The sequence below is a fragment of the Verrucomicrobiota bacterium genome (assembly GCA_037139415.1).
Classification (GTDB): Bacteria; Verrucomicrobiota; Verrucomicrobiia; order Limisphaerales; family Fontisphaeraceae; genus JBAXGN01.
In genome coordinates this window covers 24106-43720 of the sequence record JBAXGN010000023.1, presented here as the reverse complement: position 1 = coordinate 43720, position 19615 = coordinate 24106, and the positions used below count along the sequence as shown (strand labels likewise).

At 57.2% G+C, this 19615-nt stretch carries 15 protein-coding genes; 7 read left to right on the top strand and 8 right to left on the bottom strand.

Features of this window, described 5'->3' with window-relative positions; genetic code table 11:
* The first annotated feature begins 15 nt into the window (after window positions 1–15).
* Window positions 16–1185, top strand: coding sequence for a PAS domain S-box protein (locus WCO56_06150; GenBank protein MEI7729131.1), 1170 nt, complete (start codon window positions 16–18; stop codon window positions 1183–1185).
* A 9-nt stretch (window positions 1186–1194) separates the two neighbouring features.
* Here WCO56_06150 and WCO56_06145 read toward each other — a convergent pair whose 3' ends face one another.
* The 6 genes from WCO56_06145 to WCO56_06120 form a co-directional block, all read right to left on the bottom strand.
* Window positions 1195–1419: a hypothetical protein gene (locus WCO56_06145; protein MEI7729130.1), complete on the bottom strand. Its 225-nt coding sequence runs from the start codon at window positions 1417–1419 to the stop codon at window positions 1195–1197.
* A 315-nt stretch (window positions 1420–1734) separates the two neighbouring features.
* Window positions 1735–2166: a hypothetical protein gene (locus WCO56_06140; GenBank protein MEI7729129.1), complete on the bottom strand. Its 432-nt coding sequence runs from the start codon at window positions 2164–2166 to the stop codon at window positions 1735–1737.
* A gap of 907 nt (window positions 2167–3073) precedes the next feature.
* The gene (locus WCO56_06135; protein ID MEI7729128.1) at window positions 3074–5164 is read right to left on the bottom strand and encodes an SEC-C metal-binding domain-containing protein; all 2091 of its coding nucleotides are present in this window, start codon (window positions 5162–5164) and stop codon (window positions 3074–3076) included.
* A 291-nt stretch (window positions 5165–5455) separates the two neighbouring features.
* Entirely contained in the window at window positions 5456–6688 is a 1233-nt protein-coding gene (locus tag WCO56_06130; GenBank protein MEI7729127.1) for a hypothetical protein, read from the bottom strand.
* A 386-nt stretch (window positions 6689–7074) separates the two neighbouring features.
* The gene (locus tag WCO56_06125; GenBank protein MEI7729126.1) at window positions 7075–10206 is read right to left on the bottom strand and encodes a helicase associated domain-containing protein; all 3132 of its coding nucleotides are present in this window, start codon (window positions 10204–10206) and stop codon (window positions 7075–7077) included.
* Window positions 10207–10774: 568 nt separating this feature from the next.
* Entirely contained in the window at window positions 10775–11134 is a 360-nt protein-coding gene (locus tag WCO56_06120) for a hypothetical protein (GenBank protein ID MEI7729125.1), read from the bottom strand.
* 278 nt (window positions 11135–11412) lie between these two features.
* Between WCO56_06120 and WCO56_06115 the strand changes: the two genes are divergently transcribed.
* From WCO56_06115 to WCO56_06090, 6 genes are all read left to right on the top strand, one after another.
* Window positions 11413–11745 carry a hypothetical protein gene (locus WCO56_06115; GenBank protein ID MEI7729124.1) on the top strand — a complete coding sequence of 111 codons (333 nt, stop codon included), beginning with the start codon at window positions 11413–11415 and terminating at the stop codon, window positions 11743–11745.
* Window positions 11746–11759: 14 nt separating this feature from the next.
* Window positions 11760–12335 (top strand): hypothetical protein, encoded by a 576-nt coding sequence (locus WCO56_06110; protein MEI7729123.1) that lies wholly within the window; start codon window positions 11760–11762, stop codon window positions 12333–12335.
* Between the two features lie 215 nt (window positions 12336–12550).
* Window positions 12551–14053, top strand: coding sequence for a hypothetical protein (locus WCO56_06105; protein ID MEI7729122.1), 1503 nt, complete (start codon window positions 12551–12553; stop codon window positions 14051–14053).
* A gap of 473 nt (window positions 14054–14526) precedes the next feature.
* On the top strand, window positions 14527–15579 hold the full coding sequence (locus WCO56_06100) for a TIM barrel protein (GenBank protein ID MEI7729121.1): 1053 nt from the start codon (window positions 14527–14529) through the stop codon (window positions 15577–15579).
* 17 nt (window positions 15580–15596) lie between these two features.
* Window positions 15597–16745 (top strand): Gfo/Idh/MocA family oxidoreductase, encoded by a 1149-nt coding sequence (locus WCO56_06095; protein MEI7729120.1) that lies wholly within the window; start codon window positions 15597–15599, stop codon window positions 16743–16745.
* A gap of 88 nt (window positions 16746–16833) precedes the next feature.
* On the top strand, window positions 16834–17223 hold the full coding sequence (locus WCO56_06090; GenBank protein MEI7729119.1) for a c-type cytochrome domain-containing protein: 390 nt from the start codon (window positions 16834–16836) through the stop codon (window positions 17221–17223).
* Window positions 17224–17279: 56 nt separating this feature from the next.
* Here the strand turns inward: WCO56_06090 and WCO56_06085 are convergent, their stop codons facing one another.
* Window positions 17280–18680, bottom strand: a complete 1401-nt coding sequence (locus tag WCO56_06085; protein ID MEI7729118.1) for a PQQ-binding-like beta-propeller repeat protein — start codon at window positions 18678–18680, stop codon at window positions 17280–17282.
* Window positions 18681–18707: 27 nt separating this feature from the next.
* Entirely contained in the window at window positions 18708–19583 is an 876-nt protein-coding gene (locus WCO56_06080; protein ID MEI7729117.1) for a homocysteine S-methyltransferase family protein, read from the bottom strand.
* Between the last annotated feature and the right edge of the window lie 32 nt (window positions 19584–19615).

Genomic DNA, 19615 nt, shown 5'->3' with positions numbered 1-19615 from the left:
AGGAGCGATAAACCGATGTCAACGAAACTCAAAGTCCTGATTCTGGAAGACCTCCCCGCCGACGCGGAATTGGTCCTGCATGAGCTGAAACACGGCGGCTACGAGCCGGAGTGGAAGCGGGTCGAGACCAAGGCGGATTTCCTGGCTGAACTCAATCAAGGCTGGGAGATCGTCCTGGCCGATTACAGCCTGCCGCTATTCGATGGCTTGCAGGCGTTGGAGTTGTTGCGGGAGCGCGGGCTGGACATCCCGTTCATCCTCGTCTCCGGGACCCTCGGCGAAGACAACGCCGTCGCCGCCATGAAAGCCGGCGCGAGCAACTATGTCATGAAGGACAAGCTGGCGCGGTTAGGCCCCGTCGTCGAACGGGAATTGCGCGAGGCCGTTGATCGGCGCGCGCACAAGCTGGCCGATGAGGATCTGAAATTCAGCAATGCCATGCTGGCCACCCAACAGGAAACCTCGATTGATGGCATCCTCGTGGTCAATGCGGACGACAAGATCGTGTCGTACAACCGCCGTTTTATCGAACTGTGGGCAGTCCCGCCGGAGTTGGTCGCACTGAAAGATGACAAACCCGTGTTGCAGTTTGTGACGACCAAGCTGGCCGATCCCCCGGCGTTTCTCGAACGCGTCCGCTACCTCAACGCGCATCAGCAGGACACCAGCCGGGAGGAACTCATCCTCAAGGACGGCCGGGTGTTCGACCGCTACTCGGCGCCGATGGTCGGCGCGGACGGTCACTACTACGGCCGCGTTTGGAACTTCCGCGACATCACCAAGCGCAAGCAGGCGGAGGAACAGATTCGCAAACAGGCGGCGCTGCTGGACGCGACCAACGACGCCATCTACGTCTGCGCGCTCGACCACACGGTACGGTACTGGAACCGGGGCGCCGAGCGGCTTTACGGTTGGACCAGCGCGGAGGCGCTGGGCCGCAAGTTCACCGACCTTGTGATCATGGAGTTGGCGGCGTTTGAGCTGGCCCACGCCGCGCTGTTGAAAGAGGGCGCCTGGACGGGTGAACTAAAGCAGCTCAACAAGGCAGAACAGTCGTTGGTCAGCCTATGCCGTTGGACCTTGCTGCGGGAGGAGCAAGGGCAGCCCGAGAAAGTCCTGGCCATCAACACCGACATACCAAGCCACCGCCTCCTCAATCAAACACGGCTTCGGAATCATGGATGACCCGAAAACTCATTTCTTGTATTTGGCCAGAGTTTCGTCCCGCAGTTGTTCCCACGGGATGCCGCGTCCGGGGTTTTTCAAAGCGTCTTCTGCACGACGGTCAAGTTCGGCGATTTGCTCCGGCGCGAGCGTGTCGTCGAAATCACCAAATTCCATTTCGCTGGTTTCAACGAGTTCGCGTCGCTCCGGTTCAGGCATCCGGCGCAGTTCTTCGAGAATTTCCGTCCTGCTCATGGCGGCAATTTACTCCTTTCAGTTTGCTATGCAAGCGAGGTTTTTCCACTGCGCGGATTCATCATTCATCCTAAAAACGGCAGTTGCCCTACAGAATCACGGATAAACACCGATGAACACGGATTCAAAACCCGACGATCAGTTCCCTCGTTTGGCGAACACCTTGGCATTTGTAACGGCCTCTTAATCCGTGTTTATCCGTGTCCATCCGTGGTTAAACTGCTTTTTCTAAGTTGAACTCATAAGCATTTGTTTTTGGGGGACGTTACCGCCACCCCCGACTTGACGCAGGGCGGTTCTGCCATTGGGTCGCGCTCATTGGCGATCCTCGGCCGCCAGTTGCTGCAGCAGCTCAACCGACGTATCCACCAGCATTTGGATTCCCTGAAGTGACACAAAATCCACGCCAGCTAGAGTCTCGTACCCCTCGTGCTCGAAGGCTTGTGCTGTGGGTTCATAACCGACCCAGTCGTTGGTGAGTTCGCTCACGATGGTGTGGGGAAAGGGCGAGCGCTTCTTTATGGACAGCCCCCACTCCACGAAGAGTTCTCCAGCGTTTGTCGCAATTGCCAGCGGGCCGATGCGCGCGGCACTCACCGGCACTTTCAGAGTGGGTGGCAGGTTGGCGGCCTCGCGCTTGGCGGCCTCAAACGCGTCTGGCCGCCAGCGCCGCATCGTCCGCAGGCAACATCCCTGCCAGCGTGCGCACTTCGCCTTGGCAATAATCCGACCGCCCAATAAATTCACGAATCTCAGGATTCATACTCTTTTCCGACCCGACCCGGATGCTACGTCCAGCCGCCCCATGCGGCAGGGAACTCCCGTTCATCAATATCGGGCTACGCTTCAATTCGTGCCACAAACCACCCTACCTTTCAAGCCCCGACTGATTACTGTTTACTGTCTTCCGTATTTGCCTCCCCAATTTGAAATTTACAATTTTCAATTTGCAATGCCCCATCCTGTTCAAGCACGGTGACCACGCGCCCATAGCTCCCCTGCGTCCCATCAGTCCCATCCTCTCGGCTCACTGTTTACTGATAACTGATCACTGTTTACTGTCTTCCGTCTCTGTTCCCCATATTTTTGCCAGCTAATCTTTCTGCCATGTCCGATTCCCCCATTTTCCTGCAAAAGTTCTTTCGGATGTCGCGCTTCCGTCTTATCCGTGCCATCCGTGTCATCCGTGGTTAAAATTTCCCGGTCTTCATTTTTCTGCAAAATCGGGCCTCCGGTGCTCGTTGGTTCTACCGCCTCCAGCCTGTCTCGGCTCCCCAATTTGAAATTTACAATTTGCAATCCCCATCCTGTTCATCCTGTCCATCCTGTCCTAATATTTTTGCCAGCTAATTTTTCTGCCATGTCCGGTTCCCCCATCTTCCTGCAAAAGTTCTTTCGGATGTCGCGCTTCGGTCTTATCCGTGCCATCCGTGTCATCCGTGGTTAAAATTCCCGGTCTTCATTTTTCTGCAAAATCGGGCCTTCGGTGCTCATTGGTTCTCCCGCCTCCAGCCTGTCTCGGCTCACCAATTTGAAATTTACAATTTGCAATCCCCATCCTGTTCATCCTGTCCATCCTGTCCTAATATTTTTGCCAGCTAATTTTTCTGCCATGTCCCTTTTTCCATCTTTCTGCAAAATCGGATTTTCCGTATCACACCAGCGTCTTGATCTTTCGCTCCAAATCCTGCCGGGGAATCAAATCCACCACCTGCACCCGATCCGGCAGCAGCCGGAACAACAGCCGGAAATCAATCCCGATTCGATGCCGCATGATGCCCGGGCACGCCTTGAGTCGCACCGCGCCCACAAATGCCGCCGGCTCGCCCGCCGCCAGCCGACCCAGCATCGTCAACGTTCCCCGCGCGACTGAGCGTGGCAAACTTGCCAATGAATCCTGAAAATTGCGCGGAAACTCGATGACCCGCACCGGCTGGTTTTCCGGCGCGTCCTGCGGCAGTAACCAATCCTCTTCGCGATCCGTTTCCGGCCCGTTCCCAGCGGGAACCGGTGCTGCCGCTTTCTGGCGTAACGAATCCAAGTCGGTATGCGCTTTTTGCAATTCCTGCCGTAATGTATTCCGCTCCTGGTGCCGCTCCTTGAGTGATGACTTGAGCGTTTGCACCTTCTGGCGCAATTCTTCCAGCGCCTTGGCGTCCACGGGTGCTTTGGGCGCGATCACCGTCGTGGCGGAAGTCGTTGCCAGTTGCTCGCGGCGCGCCACCTCCTTTTGCAGGCGCTGAACAGATTCTTTGTACCGCTGCACCTCCTGCACCTTTGCGTCGAGCTTCCGTAGCGCTTCACGCAATGCCTCGGCATCCTTGCCCTCATCCGGGCGCTGGTCCAGAAACCGTTTGTCCATGATGTCGCTGAACGGCTCGTCCGGTGGTAGCAGCAATAAATCGCGCGCCACCAAAATATCGGTCAACAGCCGGGCGGCATCCTGCTGGGGAAGAATGGGAATCAGGCTCCGCGCCACCAGGATGCCCAGTGGACAGAGCCTCGACTGAAGCAGTGCCCAGGCAAAGTTGGAAAGTTCCTTGACTTCGTCATCGGCCAGCATTCGCTGGACTGACTCCATGAGATGATTGTTCAGCGCCACAGGGTCGGCTTCTGCCATCATGAGCAGCAGGTGGCCGTCATGGGTTTTCGTCCCGCCTTCCGGATTCAACTTCATCATCCGCTCCACGAGGTCCTTCCGTCCCGCGCGTGCCACGCGTAATGAAATCTGCTCCCACGGCTCTTTGAGCTCATCGCGGTAGCCAAGTTTCTCCATCGCTTCCACGACGGCATCAAGCAACTTGCAGCGGCAGAGCTTGGCCAGAAAATCAACGTGCAGGCCGGGCGCAATCTTGCGCGGGTCGAAACGGGCCACTTCGTGACCTTGGTATTGTTCAATCCTGACCGCCGTTAAAAACGGCTCCGGGTTCGCGTGTAATTCCGCCTCGGTCATCCCCGCGATTTCCGTGGAGTGCCGCAGGCGCTCCTGATCCTTTTCAATGCAGCAGTGCTTGTACTTTTTCCCGCTCCCGCAGGGGCAGGGTTCATTCCGGCCAATGCGCGACACCGCCCGCCGCATGGTATTTGCGGTCGCCAGTTCCGCTTGATGCTTTTCCGGCACCAGCCCGATCGGATCTCTGCGCCAGATATCGAGCGTATTGTCCCCCAGCTTTTTCACCCCCTTATTCCATTCCTCCAGCGTTGCGTCACCTTTCTTCAAACCCCGATTTTCCAAAACCAGCGTGTACAGTCCCTCATCCCCACTGATCAATGCCACCGCGTGCAGCAGTGCCCAGTCCGCCTGCCCGTTGGTCTTGTTCCGCACCGCTACGCGCGCCGCCCCGATCAGCGGCCCTGGCAGCTTTCCACCGCTGTGCTCCTCATGCCAGTGTGCCGCCAGGAACAACGCATTCGCCACGATATTCGGCGGTAAAAACACATTCCGCACCGCCTCCACCAGTGGTGTGGCGATGTCCCCCTGCATGTGAGTGACGATGCCTCCCAAAGTCCACGGGTCGGGGATCAGCACCGTCCCAAGCGCCAGATGCCGTGCTGACACCGGCCGCCCGGCGGACAAGGCGGCCATGACAAGGAACAGAAACTCCCGTTGATCGCTCGTCACAACCGTCTCTCCAATCAAAGCGTCCAGCGCCGCATTGTCTGCGGGCAACATCCCTGCCAGCGTGCGCACTTCGCGTTGGCAATAAGCCGACCGCCCAATAAATTCACGAATCTCAGGATTCATACGCTTTTCATGCCCGACCCGGATGCCACGCCCGGCCGCCCCATGCGGCAGGGAATTCCCGTTCATCAATATCGGGCTACGACTCCATTCATGCCTCAATCCGTCCCACCTTTCAAGCCCCGACTGATCACTGTTTACTGTCTTCCGTCTTGGCTCCCCAATTTGCAATTGACAATTTTCAATTTGCAATGCCCCATCCTGTTCAAGCATGGTGACCACCCGCCCATAGCTCCCTGCGTCCCATCGGTCCCAACTGATAAAAGCAATGGCTAAAAAAACACAAAATTCTTATCAGTAACTGTCCTTCAATTTTACGTCCAAATCGGCTTTGTATTTCTTGATGCCGTTTGATTCCAATGCCAGGAAGACTTCTGGCGGGAGCACACCGAAGGCGAGGTCGGTGATCTTCATGCGCTCTTCCTTCGTCAGCGACCGATCAGGAATTTCCATTTCTTCCCATTTGGAGTAGGGACCGTACCTTGGCAATGAACGGCAGAAATCGGAGCGCAGAATCGCATTCTGAAGGGTTTCCTTATGGCGCTCCTCGATTGCATGCACATGTTTAAACGTTTTTGAAATCGCGTTTGTGACTGGGCGTAATACCCGCGTGAATAAAAGTTCAGTCTCAAAGGGAGACATGTCCGAGGTGTCGAATCCGAACTGATGAAGGAAGCCCGACTGCTCCTCAGGAGAGAGTTGTTGGCTCGAAATTCTGTAATCGAGGTCGCCAGCGGGTTTAAGCAATTGATGGATCGCCCGTGCGATTCGACGGCCTCGGTTTGGAGCAAGGCCATAAGCCCAGCGGACCTCCGAGCAATTGTAACCGTAGCGTTCATAATTGACGCCCGCAGGGGCATACACGTTGCACCAAGGGGAATTATCCCACGACACCAGCACAGGGTCTTCCTTCCTGTATTCGGGAAGATTAATCACGACCCATTGGCTGCGGGGGTTAATGCCGCGATCTCGTTGGACACACTCCTCGGCGATGGCACGCAGGTAATCGGGCATGAGGAAGACACCTTTAGCTTCGACCTCAAGCAGGCCTTGCGCAATGTGCTTGCAGCAACGGTTCAAGTTGTTTACCGGGATTTCTGATCGGTTTTTGCGCCAATCTTCACAGGTGCAGGAATTGTCAAATAAATCGACTTTATATGAAATGGGGCGGCTGCTTGATGGGACCATTACCGAACTATCGATGACGGGCAGTTCGAGTACCGATATTTCGGTTTCCTCGGTAACGAGCGAAGTGTCCTCTTGGACGGGGGCGGACTGAAGTGACCATTCACGCTCCACCTCCCGTATTAGCGTACCGATACGAACCATTTCATCGTTGTCAAGAATGCCATCCGCAAACGCTTCGTTCAGGGGTTCCACAAAGAGGCTCCCAGGCCAAACTTTCATGGCATCGGAATGTTCATTCAGCCATTTAGCCAGCTGCCAGACTTCATCGCCGGACAAATATCCGTCGCTGGTGACCTTACGAAGTTCACTTATGAATAAATCTGTGGGAGACTGAGCCATAAACTGATAGGAATTTGCTTTTTGGCACGTTTGATGCTTTCACTTGTCGCGTTGCGGTAAAGGAGCATTGGTTTTGGCCCGCCTGCGTTTCTTTTCACGTTTTGTATTCATATACAGAGGTTAACCCCATCGCGGAGGCGAAGCAAGCGCATAAAGCAGGCTGGAGGTAGGCAAAAAGAGCAGACGGTTGGCGGCAGGCTGCGTGCCTGGTCCCACCACCCTGTAGCAGTGGTCGCAACTGATAGGAATTTGCTTTTTAGCGCATTTTCTGCCTTCACTTGTCGCGTTGCGGTAAGTTTAGTACATATGGGAAACCATACCCCAAGTGACGCGGACTCAGCGAGCAAGAAAAAAGTTCCGGCGGAGGCTGGGGCGTGAGGGGCTCACTAGGCGGCGGGAGCGGGGGCGGCGAAGAAGCCAATGGTTTCGAGACGGCGCTGGCGGTCGGGGCGCAATAGTTTCTGGCGGTAGATCCGGCGCTGGCAATAGATCCAGCGGGCCAAGGCGGAATACTTCGGTGACAGGCGGGGCACGCGGAGGGAGCCGTGGCGGCGCTGGTAATTCGCCAACGCTTGGAATTCTTTTTCCCAGCGGGCGTCGGCCTCCGGGTTGTGACGGAAGGAGCGTTTCCAACTAAACCCAATGGCTTCGAGCCGCTGGGTGAACTCGGCGCCAAGGGTGCCGCGCGCGTGCCCCTGTCGCTGTCGATCGACCCAGCCGGCCAGCGCGGGGTTTGGCTTCCATTGGGCCGGCACATTGCAGTGGCCATTGGTTTGCTGGTAGTGGAGCAGTTCGGCAAAGCGGTGTTCCCATCGCAGATTGCGGGCCTGCCAAGCAAAGCCCAGCTCGTCGAGCTGGCGTATCCGCTCCGCCGAAAGTTTGCCGTCTTTGCGCTGCTGACGGAGGGTGAAGACCCAGACGGCGAGTTCCGGGTTCAACCGTTGGGAGACCTGACAGTGGCCATGGTCGCGGCGGAAGGTTTGCAACGCCTGGAGGTTTAATTTCCATCCCGCCTCAAGGGTATTCCAAACAAAACCCAGGTCATTAAGCCGGCGCTGGCGCTCGGGTTTAATTTTACCTAGTCCGAAAGCCTGGCGCTGCATCGCAACCCAGCGGCCCAGTTGCAGGGGGCTGGCAGGCGCCGCGGCCCCGACCGGAGCAGGTACCTCGCAATCAAAAGGAACGAGCGTATGGCCGTGCTGTCTCTGGTATTCAACCAAGGCGGCATACATGCGCTCCCAGTGGGCGAGCTTGCCAGGGTTAATGCGCGTGGCGCTGGTGTTCCATTCGAAGCCAATGGCTTCGAGCATCCGGAGGCGCTCGGGGCCAAGTTTACCAAGGCGCTTAACCGTGCGCTGGACGGAGATCCAGTTGAAAAGTTTGCCGAGAGCCAGGTCGTCGCACGGCACATGACAGTGACCATGCCGGGCGATGAAAGCGACGAGTTGTTCGTAACGCGACTGCCACTTGTCCGGGGCAAAGCGCCCGAATTGCACGCCGGCAGCCACGAGGCGTTCGCGGCGGTCGGGGGAGAGCTTGCCTTGGGCGGCTAGCTGGCGCTGGTTGCCAAGCCAAATACCCAGCGACGTTCTGCCATGACGAGTGGCGACCCGGAAATGGCCATGGCGCTCTTTGAAGGCGAGGAGTTCGGCGAAACGCTTTTCCCACTTCGCCTCGTGATCAGAGTCTGGCCCCGGACTCGAGGTCCAGCCCAGGGCCTCAAATTTCTGCTTCCGGTCTTCACGCAGGCTGCCATGACGATGGAGATAGCGCTGGCGGTACTGCCAATCGTACAGATCGGGATCGGGAGCGTAGCCGCTGGGCACGTGAAAGTGGCCGTGTTGACGATGAAAATCGCAGAGGTTTTGGAAGTGGCGCTCCCACGTGGATTCGAGGGGCAGCCAGTTCACGCCCAGGTTGGCCAGGCGCTGGCGTTTCTCCGCCACGAGTTGGTCTCGGGAAGCGGCTTTGCGCTGTTGGGCGAGCCAGGTCCCCAACGGCGACTCTGCGGGGACGCAGATGTGTCCGTGCTGTTCACGGAAGGCGGCCAGTTCGGCCAGCCGCTGCCCCCATAGCCGTTCGCGCTGAGCGTGGTGCAATTCGGACAACCGGGCGTGTTCTGCGGGCGTAAGGCCGACAACTCTGCCGCCCGGGGCTGGTTTCCAGTCGAAGCCAAGGGCGTCGAGGCGCTCCTTGCGAGCGGGATCAAGTCGGCCAGCCCGCTGGACGGCGCGCTGGGTTTGAACCCAATCAGCCAGGGAGCGATCCTCCAAAATGGATGCGGCGGGCCGGCAGTGTCCGTGGGATTCCTTAAATTGGCGGAGCTGTTCAAATTTTAATTCCCAACGCAGCCGGTAATCCTCAGTTCGTTCCGGCCCGAGGCGGCCGGGGACGCTCCAGGAGAACCCGATGGCGTCGAGGCGCTCCTTGTGAGCGGGATCAAGTCGGCCGGCGCGCTGAGCGGCGCGCTGGGTTTTAACCCAATCAGCCAGGGAGCGCTCCTTCAAAATGGATGCGGCGGGCTGGCAGTGTCCGTGGGATTCCTTAAATTGGCGGAGTTGTTCAAATTTTAATTCCCAACGCAGCCGGTAATCCTCGGTTCGTGCCGGCCCGAGGCGGCCGGGACCGCTCCAGGTGAACCCGATGGCGTCGAGGCGGGCGATGCGGTCGGGGCTAAGCAAATTTTTCCGGCGGTAAGCCCGCTGGATATAGACCCAAGCGCCCAAGGAATTGTTCTCGGCCCAGTTGGAAGGCACCAGGGTATGGGCAAACCGAGCCTTGAAGGCAAGGAGGGCATCGAACTGACGCTGCCAGCGTTCGTTGCTGACATGGTTATCGTCCTGCCAGGCAAAGCCACAGCCTTCGAGGAGCGCTTTGCGGTCGGGTCGCAACCGGCCTTTGCGGTTTGCGAGTCGCTGACTCTGGACCCACTGGCCCAGCCCCGGATTCTCGGGCCAATCGGAGGGCACCCGGCAATGGCCGTGGCCTTGCCGAAAGCGCTGGAGTTGGTCGAACATGTGGCGCCAGAGTTTATCCCGGTTTTCCTCACGCATGGGGTTTAAGCGGTCAGGGGCGGACCACGCGAACCCGATTTGGCTGAGTTGGGCGATGCGGTTGGCGGCGAGCAGGTTCTTCTTACGGTAGGCACGCTGGCAATGCACCCAGGCGCCCAGGGCCGGGTTCTCGCTCCACTTGGAGGGAACGCAGGTGTGGCCAAACCGCTTCTGGTACGCCAGGAGTTCCGTGAAGCGCTTTTCCCAGAGAACCTCCAAGTGCAGATGCTGGGGTGAGGGGGAGAGCGCGATGTCCAACACGACGCCCAAGGTGGCGAGGCGCTGGCATCGCTTCAGTGGCAGTCGGCTGGCCTTGGCATCGGCAATTTGGTCGTGAAGCCAACGGCCCAGACTGCCCGGACGCTCCTCAAAGGGCACGTTGCAATGCTGGTGAGTTCGCTGGAAAACCGTCAGCATGCGGAACATGTATTCCCAGGAGCCGATCTTCACAGGAGGCGGTGGCACAGACCGAGCATTTCGGCGGGTCCGGGCGGCGGACCGTTTGGCGCGGGGGGCTGGCTTGGCGCGATGAATGTTTGCGGTCATGGCATCTGGTAATCGCTTATGACGTGTGAAATCCCGCTCTGCCATTGAAAACCAAGTCCATGTGACCTGAACGCATGACCGGGTGATGAATGGCCATGGGCAAACAGTAAAGAAGGAACCTTAATAATGCAAGGCGCAGGAATGGAACAAAAGCCTTGGAGAGCCCAAAAGTCGCGCTCTTTGGCTGGTCACTGATAGGAATTTGCTTTTTGGCACATTGGATGCTTTCACTTGTCGCGTTGCGGTAAGGGAGCATTGGTTTTGGCCCGCCTGCGTTTCTTTTCACGTTTTGCATTCATATGCGGAGCTTAACCCCATCGCGGAGGCGAAGCAAGCGCATAAATCAGGCTGGCGCGGGGCTGCAAACTGGAAGGGGACGAAAATGAGCAGACGGTTGATCGGGACAGTACTCCGGGAGACGGTTCCGCCCCCCTGAATATCTCGGCGGCTCAGTGGAGGCACAACAAACTGCTGTTCGATTTTCTGCTCAAACACCTGAAGGTCGTTTTAGATTTAGGGGGGCATTCATAGGATTTCCTGTTTTCATGATGCCTCCTTTTGAATCGAGAAGGAGCATTATAGCAATCAGTGGTTTTATCTGGTTTTTCCTTTCGTTTATTGTTAGCTGGACTTTGCTTTTTAGCGCATTTTCTGCCTTCACTTGTTGCGTTGCGGTAGGCCATCCGTCCCATAACTCCCATCCGCTCGGCCCTCCAATTTGAAATTTACAATTTTCAATTTGCAATGCCCCATTCCGTCCATCCTCCGTTTGCATGCGACGGCATTTTTTTGCAAAATCCGCTCCCCGGCTTTCTATTTCCCAGTCTTCATTTTTCTGCCAGTTCATCTTTCTGCAAAATGAATTTGTTCCCCATATTTTTGCCAGCTTATCTTTTTGCCATGGTTTCCCTTTCTTCTCTGCTTTATCTCAACTTCGAGTTCCCCAAAAAACCTGTCAAATACTATTTTAAAAATATTTGATGTTCATATTGTTTCACCACGTTGCGTCATGTTGCGCCGGACTGCAATTTGCTGCGTCTGGGTTGCTCCCGCTCCTGGCTGTCTTAAAAAATGTGTTACCGTGGTTATTGCAAAGAAAAACTTTGCGTAAATGAAAGGTAATATATGACTGATGATAAAACAACGCCCGGCACCCTGGCGACGGTGCCTGGTTCGGTTCCCAAATTTGCAATGGTCACTGATCACTGTTTACTGATAACTGATCACTGTTTATTGATAACTGATCACTGGTTTCTCGGTCACTGGCTGCTTGGCACCGGCTCACCGCCCGCCAAAACCCTGTCAAATACTTTTTTATTAAAATCCATACGTCCTCCTCGCGCACCTTCGCGAATCCACCTGCACCTACCCGCAATTCGCCGCACCCGCGTTGCTCCCTCTCCTGGCGGCCTCAAAAAACGTGTTAGTCTGGGTGGTGCAAAACGAAACTTTGCATAGATGAAAGGCATTATATGAATGATCCGTTACCGACACCCGGCTCCCTGAACCCGGAGCCCATCGCTCAACCCGCCCGTCCGGCTGGCGAATCCGCCCGTGCCGCCGAGGCCTTCCGCGTTTACCTGGAACTCGGCCCCCAACGCCGCTATGCGGCGGTGGCTGATAAAATCGGCGCTTCCCTGCGCACCGTCAAAGGCTGGGCGCTTGAGTTCGATTGGCGCGGTCGCATCAAAACCCACGCCGCTCAGTGTGCGGAACAATACACCGAAACCGAAATTACCACCCACCGCGAGGATTGCCTCGATGCCGCCGCCCGCGCCAAGGCGTTCCGCGACCGCCAATACGCCGTGGCCGAAGCCATGCTCGATGCCGCCGAGCGCTATCTTGAACGCATGGTGGACGGCGACGTGGACCTGATGAGTTTTGCAGACGCCTGCAAAGCGCTGGAAGTCGCTTCCCGAATTGGCCAGCAAGCCGCCCGCAGTGTCGCCGAGGACCCTGCCGCATTGGCGAATAGCCTGGGTGATCAACTCACGGCCCTCCTCGATCAAGCCTGCGCCGAAAGCCCTGCCAAAACTGGTGCAAAATAGTGCAGAAAAGTGCAAAAAGGTGTAAAAAAGTGCAACGCCCTGATCACTGATCACTGATCACTGATCACTGATCACTGATCACTGATCACTGATCACTGGTCACTGATCACTGGTCACTGATAACTGATAACTGATAACTGATAACTGATAACTGATAACTGATAACTGATTACTGATTACTGATTACTGATTACTGATTACTGATTACTAAAATTATGAATCCCCAATCCCTCGCTCCCGCTGCCCAAGCCAAGCTGAAACAGGTGTTCCAGCTCGGCTTGCAGCAAGGCTGTCCCAAGGATCAGCTCCTAAACTTCGCCAAGGCCGGCATCGTCCTCCAGACCCGGCAGCTCGCCGCCAGTGCCGCCGCCCGGCTCTGCGATCAACCCGGTGGCCCCAAGGCCATTGGCTACGGCGGCGCGCGCGGCGGCGGCAAATCCCACTGGCTCCTCGCCCAGCTCGGGGCCGACGACTGCCAGCGCATCCCCGGCCTCAAATGCCTGCTGCTCCGCAAGGTCGGCAAATCCAACCTCGAAAACTTTGAAGATCTCCGCCGGCGGCTCTTCCATCGGTTACCCCACGAATTCAACGCCTCCCGTGGCCTGCTCACCTTTGCCAACGGCTCCCGCATTGTCCTCGGCCATTACCAGTGCGAGAAGGACATTGATGCCTATCTTGGCTTGGAATATGACGTCATCGCCATCGAGGAGGCCACCCAGCTTACCCTGCGCAAGTACGAGGACATCTCCTCCTGCTGCCGCACCTCCAAGCCTAACTGGCATCCGCGCATGTATTCCACCACCAATCCCGGCGGTATCGGCCACCAGTGGTACTACGAGAAGTTTATCGTGCCTTCCAAGTGCGGCACCGAATCCGCTACCCGCTTCATTCCGGCCCGCGTGGACGACAACGCCTTTATTAACCCGGAATACAAAGTTCATCTGGCCAGCCGCACTGGCTGGCAGTATGCGGCTTGGTATCAGGGCCAGTGGGACATTTCCGCCGGTCAGTACTTCAAAAACTTTCGTCCCGAGGTGCACATCCTCGACGACCAGTTCAAGGAATCCCTCATCGTCAAATGGTTTGCCGCCATGGACTACGGCTACACTCACCGTAACGTCGTCCTGCTGGGCGGTTTTGACCATGCTGATAACCTGTATGTGCTGGACGAACTCGCCGAGCGTCTTTGGATTGCCAAACGGCAGGCACAGGCTATCAAAGCCATGATCGCCCAACACGGCATCTATCTCAGCGAAGATCATTTGCGGGAAAGCCTCCTGGCTCAATACCCGGAGCATTGCCAGGCGCGGGAAATGCTTTGGTGCCGGGGCCAGAAAAAACTCCTTTCCTGGTTCGTGGCCGGTGCGGACCTGTTCAGTCGCGAAAGTAACGGCGAATCCACCGCCGAACAATACCGCAAACACGGCCTGAATCTGCGCCCCGCCTACATGGACCGGATGGCCGGCTGGTCTGCCATCCTGGACCGCTTGGGCGATCCCGATCACGGCATTCCACCCACCCTCTTCATCCATAAACGCTGCCAGCACTTGCTCGCCTGCCTGCCCTATGTGCAGCACGACCCGGACCGCCCCGGCGATGTCCTCAAAACCAATGTCAACGAGGAAGGGACCGGTGGGGATGATGCCGCCGACGCCCTGCGCTATCTCGTCGCCAGCCGCTCCCCGCAAATTTACGTTAGGAAACTCACCGGTGCATGAGGAACAACTGCAAAATTTTCATTTTGAGTGCTTTTGGGTGCTCGCGGGTGCTTTCTGGTGCTCTCCCACCCCCAATCACCTGCCCCACAGGGCTGCATCAAGCTCGGTTTGGTTCAAGCTGGAAGCGGCGGTTCGGGTGTTCCCAGTGCAGCGGAATCACCCGGAATAAAGTAAAGCGATTATGCCTGCTCCCTCAGCCGGATAATGAAAATCCTCTCCCCGAGGGAGAGGAAAGAGGTGAGGGGGTACGGAACCACAGACCCTGCCCACCTCGTAGTATTCGTAACGCACCAACGCGCTTGATGCAGCCCTGCTGATTATTGTAAGCCGGGCCAAATTATTATTGCGCGGGCGGCTACGGATGGATAAGGTGCTCAGCACAATAGCATGATGCAAACGAGTCCCAGCCAAAAAGGTCTGCGGGTCTTGCCTGGCAAGGCTAACGCCGGGCTTTGCATTTGCGAGACAACGTTATGAGCATTCACCCCAATAATTATCCCAAATTACACAACGCAATGTGGCCCGGCCTGGTGGGCAAAGGCAGCCCCGGCGCCGAACCCTGCATTGATCTGGATACCATGCTGAACCTGACCGCCGCCGCCGAGGTCGACGGGATCAAGTTCGATGGCGTGGATATTTTCCTATTCGAGCCGCATATCAATATTGATTCCTCGGACGATGATCTGAAAAAGATCGCGGACAAAATCGCCGCCAAGAATTTGGTGGTCGGCTCGGTGGTGGCCCCCATCTGGCCGCCCACCGGCGGCGGCGCGGCCATGGGCGGCGCGGAAGACCGGCAGAAATTTGTCGGGCAGGTCAAGAAAGGCTGCCGTATCGCCGCCAAACTGCGCGAACTGGGCATCCGCCCGCACGGCGTGGTGCGCATTGACACCGCCTCCAGCGTCACCGATTGGGACAAGGACCCCAAGGGCAACACCAAACGCATCATTGAAACCTTCAAAGAAGCCGCGAAGGTCGCCAAAGGCTTCGGCGAGAAGCTCGCCGCAGAAGGCGAAATTTGCTGGGGCTCCATGCATTCGTGGAAATACATGCTGCAAGTGCTCGAAGGGGTGAACCAGCCTAAGCTGCTGGGTTTCCAGGCTGACATGGCCCACACGCTGCTTTACATGCTGGGCTACAATGCCCCCGAACACCGTCTGGTGCCGGAGAAGTTTTCCTGGGACCCCAGCCAGTTCCACGCCGGGATGAAAAAGCTCACCAAGGCGCTACGTCCTTGGACGATTGATTTCCACGTGGCGCAAAACGACGCCACGGTCAAGGGCAGCGGCTCGCATGACAAGACCGGACGCCATTGCCTGGCGACGGACCCCAACGGCAAGCTGAACATCGCGCGCGACGCGGGCTATTGGATGCGGGATGACAGCGGCAAAGTGACAAAGAAATTCAAGCACATCTGCTGGGATGGCTGCATGTTCCCGAATGATGTGATGATGAAACCGCAAACCTGGAACGACATCCTCGCGGCGATGATCCAGGTGCGCGACAACCACGGATGGAAAGCCTGATCAAACGAATAAAGCTTATGAAAAAACTCAACGTAGCAGTCATCGGGTGCGGCTTCATGGGCCGCACGCACACCAACGCGCATCGCAAAGTCTGGAACTTCTTCGACCTGGAATATCAGCCGGTCTTGAAGGCGATTTGCGATTTCAATGGGGAAAAGGCTATGGCTTTTGCGGAACGCTGGGGTTTTGAATCGTTCGAGACCGATTATCACAAACTCCTGGCGCGCAAGGACATTGATCTGGTGGACATCTGCCTGCCCAACAACCTGCACGCCGAAGTCGCCATTGCCGCCGCCAAGGCCGGCAAGATGATCATCTGCGAAAAACCGCTGGCCCGGAACGGCAAGGAAGCGGAAACGATGGTCAAAGCCGTCGAAAAGGCGGGCGTGCCCAATCTGATATCGTTCAATTATCGGCGCATCCCGGCGGTCACGCTGGCCAAGCAACTGATTGATGAGGGACGCCTCGGGAAAATCTTCCATTACCGCGCCAAATTCCTCCAGGACTGGACCATCTCCAAGGATGTGCCGCAGGGTGGCGATGCGCTCTGGCGGCTGGATGTGAAAGCGGCGGGCAGCGGCGTCACCGGCGATTTGCTGGCCCACTGCATTGATACCGCGCTGTGGCTGAATGGCAGCATAGATAAGGTCACCGCCATGACGGAAACCTTCGTCAAAGAGCGCATGCACCAACTTACTGGCAAGATGGAGAAGGTGGGCATTGATGATGCCTGCGCGTTTCTGGCCCGGTTCAGCAACGGCTCGCTGGCCACGTTTGAATCCACGCGTTACGCGCGCGGACACAAGGCGCTCAACACCTTTGAAATCAACGGCGAATTTGGCTCCATCGCCTGGGATTTGCACGACCCGCACCGCCTGCAATGGTTCAGTCACAAGGACGAGAGCAAGCTGCGCGGCTGGCGGTCCATCCACGTCACCGATCATGGCGGCGAGCATCCGTACATGGACAAGTGGTGGGTCCCTGGCCTGATCATCGGCTTCGAGCACAGCTTTGTGCATCAACTGGCGGATTTCCTGCAAGGCGTGGCCAGCGGCAAACCGGCCAGCCCCACCTTTAAAGAGGCGCTGGAAACCCAATATGTCTGCGACGCCGTGCTCAAGTCCGCCAAGACCGATCGTTGGGAAAAGGTGAAGAAAGTAAAATAACCGGGTACTTGCAAAAAATGATTTTGCATCTAGTTTGAACGCGACACAGGGATGGTTACTCACCATCCCTGTCATTTTAAATAAAACTATGAAAACAAATTGGGCTCTATTCCTGGGATGCGCGGCCATCACGCTGACCGCGTTGGCTGTGTCGGCTGCGGAACTCCCCCCGCCAGCGAACAAATCCGGGGTCACCTATGCCACGGACATTAAACCATTGTTCGAGCGTTCCTGCGTCAAATGCCATAATGCGGAGAAGGCCAAGGCGGGCGTGCGCCTGGATGCGCTGGACCAGCTTTTGAAGAGCCGCAAGAAGGTGATCACTCCGGGCCAGAGCGAGACCAGCAAAATCGTGCAATGCGCAGCCGGGGTGTGCAAAGATAAAGACCAGAACATGCCACCCAAAGGCAAGGCGGATCCGTTTACCAAAGACGAAGTGGGTCTCCTGCGCGCGTGGATTGATCAGGGCGCCAAATAACGCGTTCCATATTTCCGAGCAATGTCCGTGGGTAACCCCCACGGACTTTTTATTGTTCACTTCGCCCCAACGTCCAGACAGGCCATTTTATTGTTGTCACGGACAATCAACCGTCCGCCTGCCAGGGCGATAGGCCCCCAGGCATCCGGTCCTTCGAGCACCTTGGCGCGGACCAGTTCCTTGTAACCATCCAGCGCGGCTTCAACCAACGTGAGCGTGCCGTCATCGTCCAGCACGTAAATCATATCCTGGGCGATCAGATACGGAGCACTGCCAAACCGACGGGTGGGGCCGCTTTCCCAAACCGATTTGCCATTCAAATCGAGACACACCAATTGTCCATCCGGGCGCACGCCAAAAAGGTGCTTTTTGTGGAGAATCGGGGTCTGCTGGGTGGAACCAAAAATCGCGGGCTTGAGGCGGAACAACGTTTCCACAGTAATTTTTCCCGCCTGCTCCTTGAGCTGAATCATCGCGCTGCCGGCATTATAACCGCCGCAAAAGAAGATGCGTCCGTCTCCGACCGGCACCGGCGTGGCAATATTGGCGATGCTGATTTTCCAATCCAGGTATTCCCAAAGGATCGTGCCATCGTCCGCCGAGACACCCGCCACGCCACCGCTGCCGCAATACACGTACTGCTTGCGCCCGGCGAACTCCAGCGTTGCGATCGAGGAATGGGTCATCTGCCATTTGTTTGGGTTGGGCGATTTCCAGAGGACTTTGCCGGTAAGGCAATCCACCGCCACCAGCAAGGCGTCTCCGCCGGTGCCCAAAATAAGCCGGTTATTTTCCACGAACGGATTCTGGCCGGCGTACCAAGGCGGGACCTCCACATTGAATTCCCGGACCAAATCCATTTTCCATTTCAGTTCCCCACGCACCGGATCGGCGCAGAGCACCTGGCATTTGGGGCTCAGCGCGATGAGGTATTGGTCCGCCACAAAGGGGATGGTGCGCGACATGCCATGGTTGCGCTTGACCTTTGAGGGATACGTGTAGCGCCAGATTTCCGCGCCATCATCCAGGGAGAGACAGCGCAAGGCATCGGACTGGTTGGCCCGGTCGTAATCCATGACGTACACCCGGCCCTTTGAAACCGCTGCTGCCGCGAACCCTTCACCCACGTCCACTTTCCACAGTTGCTTGGGGCCACCGGCAGGCCAGGCTTTTAGGAGCGGGGTGGACTCGGGACTTATACCATTCCCTTGGAGACCGCGAAACCGTGGCCACTCGCCGGCCAGCTTGGAGGCGACACCGGTACCCGTGACGACTTTGCCCTCCCATTTTCCGATACCAGCCGGGCCGTTCGTGGTTTCCACCAAGTCGGCACCCGGCGCCCGTTCGCTCAAACCGTGCCGGTTGGCGTGAAGACCGAACAATAAAATTACACCGCCGGTGACCAGTATGCCCACCGGCAGCCAACGGACCAGTTTATCAGCGGCTGGATTAGCCATTGGAACGCACGTGCCTCAATGAAGAAATCATCGGGCGTTGAGTTGCTGGCGGGCCGCACGGATGAAGTCCGGACTGGTCCCGCAGCAGCCGCCAACAAACGCGGCACCGGCCTGCATCAAGGCGGGTAGATACGAAATAAACTCGGCGGGCGTGGTGCGATATATGGTTTTGCCGTCCACCATTTCCGGCAGACCGGCATTGGCTTTGATCCAAATGGGTTTGTCCGTTGCGGCTTTCAAGCGGCGGCAGATGGCCACAAACCCGGCAATTCCCTGACCACAATTCGCGCCAATGACATCCGCACCCGCCTCCGCCAAACCCTTGGCGGCTTGTTCGGGCGTGACGCCCATCATCGTGCGATCCTTGTCTTTGCCGGCATCATAGACCATGCACGCTACCACCGGCAGCCCGGTGCGCTTCGCAGCAATAACGGCGGTTTGAGCTTCCAGAAGATCACCCATGGTTTCCACCACCAGAGCGTCCGCGCCCCCCTCGGCCATGGCTGCGGCTTGTTCCGCAAAGGCTTTCAGCAATTCCTCTTCGGTAATTTCCCCGCTCATCAGCAGCTTGCCGGTCGGCCCGATCGAGGCAAACACCAGGGCTTTGCCAGCGGCGGCTTGTTTGGAGATTTCCACGCCGCGCCGGTTGATCTCCGCCATTTTATCCGCCAGTTGATTTTCACCGAGCCGGATGGCATTCGCGCCAAAGGTGTTGGTCAGAATGACCCGGCTGCCGGCGTCCACATACGCCTTGGCAACTTCGCCCACCTTGTCCGGGCGGGATAAATTCCAAGCGTCCGGAAAATCGCCCACGGCGAGTCCGCGAGCCTGTAATTGGGTACCCCATGCACCGTCAGTAAGCACGGGGCCTTGGGCGAGCAGCGAGTCAAGCACTGGATGCATGGCAAAAATGGAAAACGATGATTCGGCGTTTT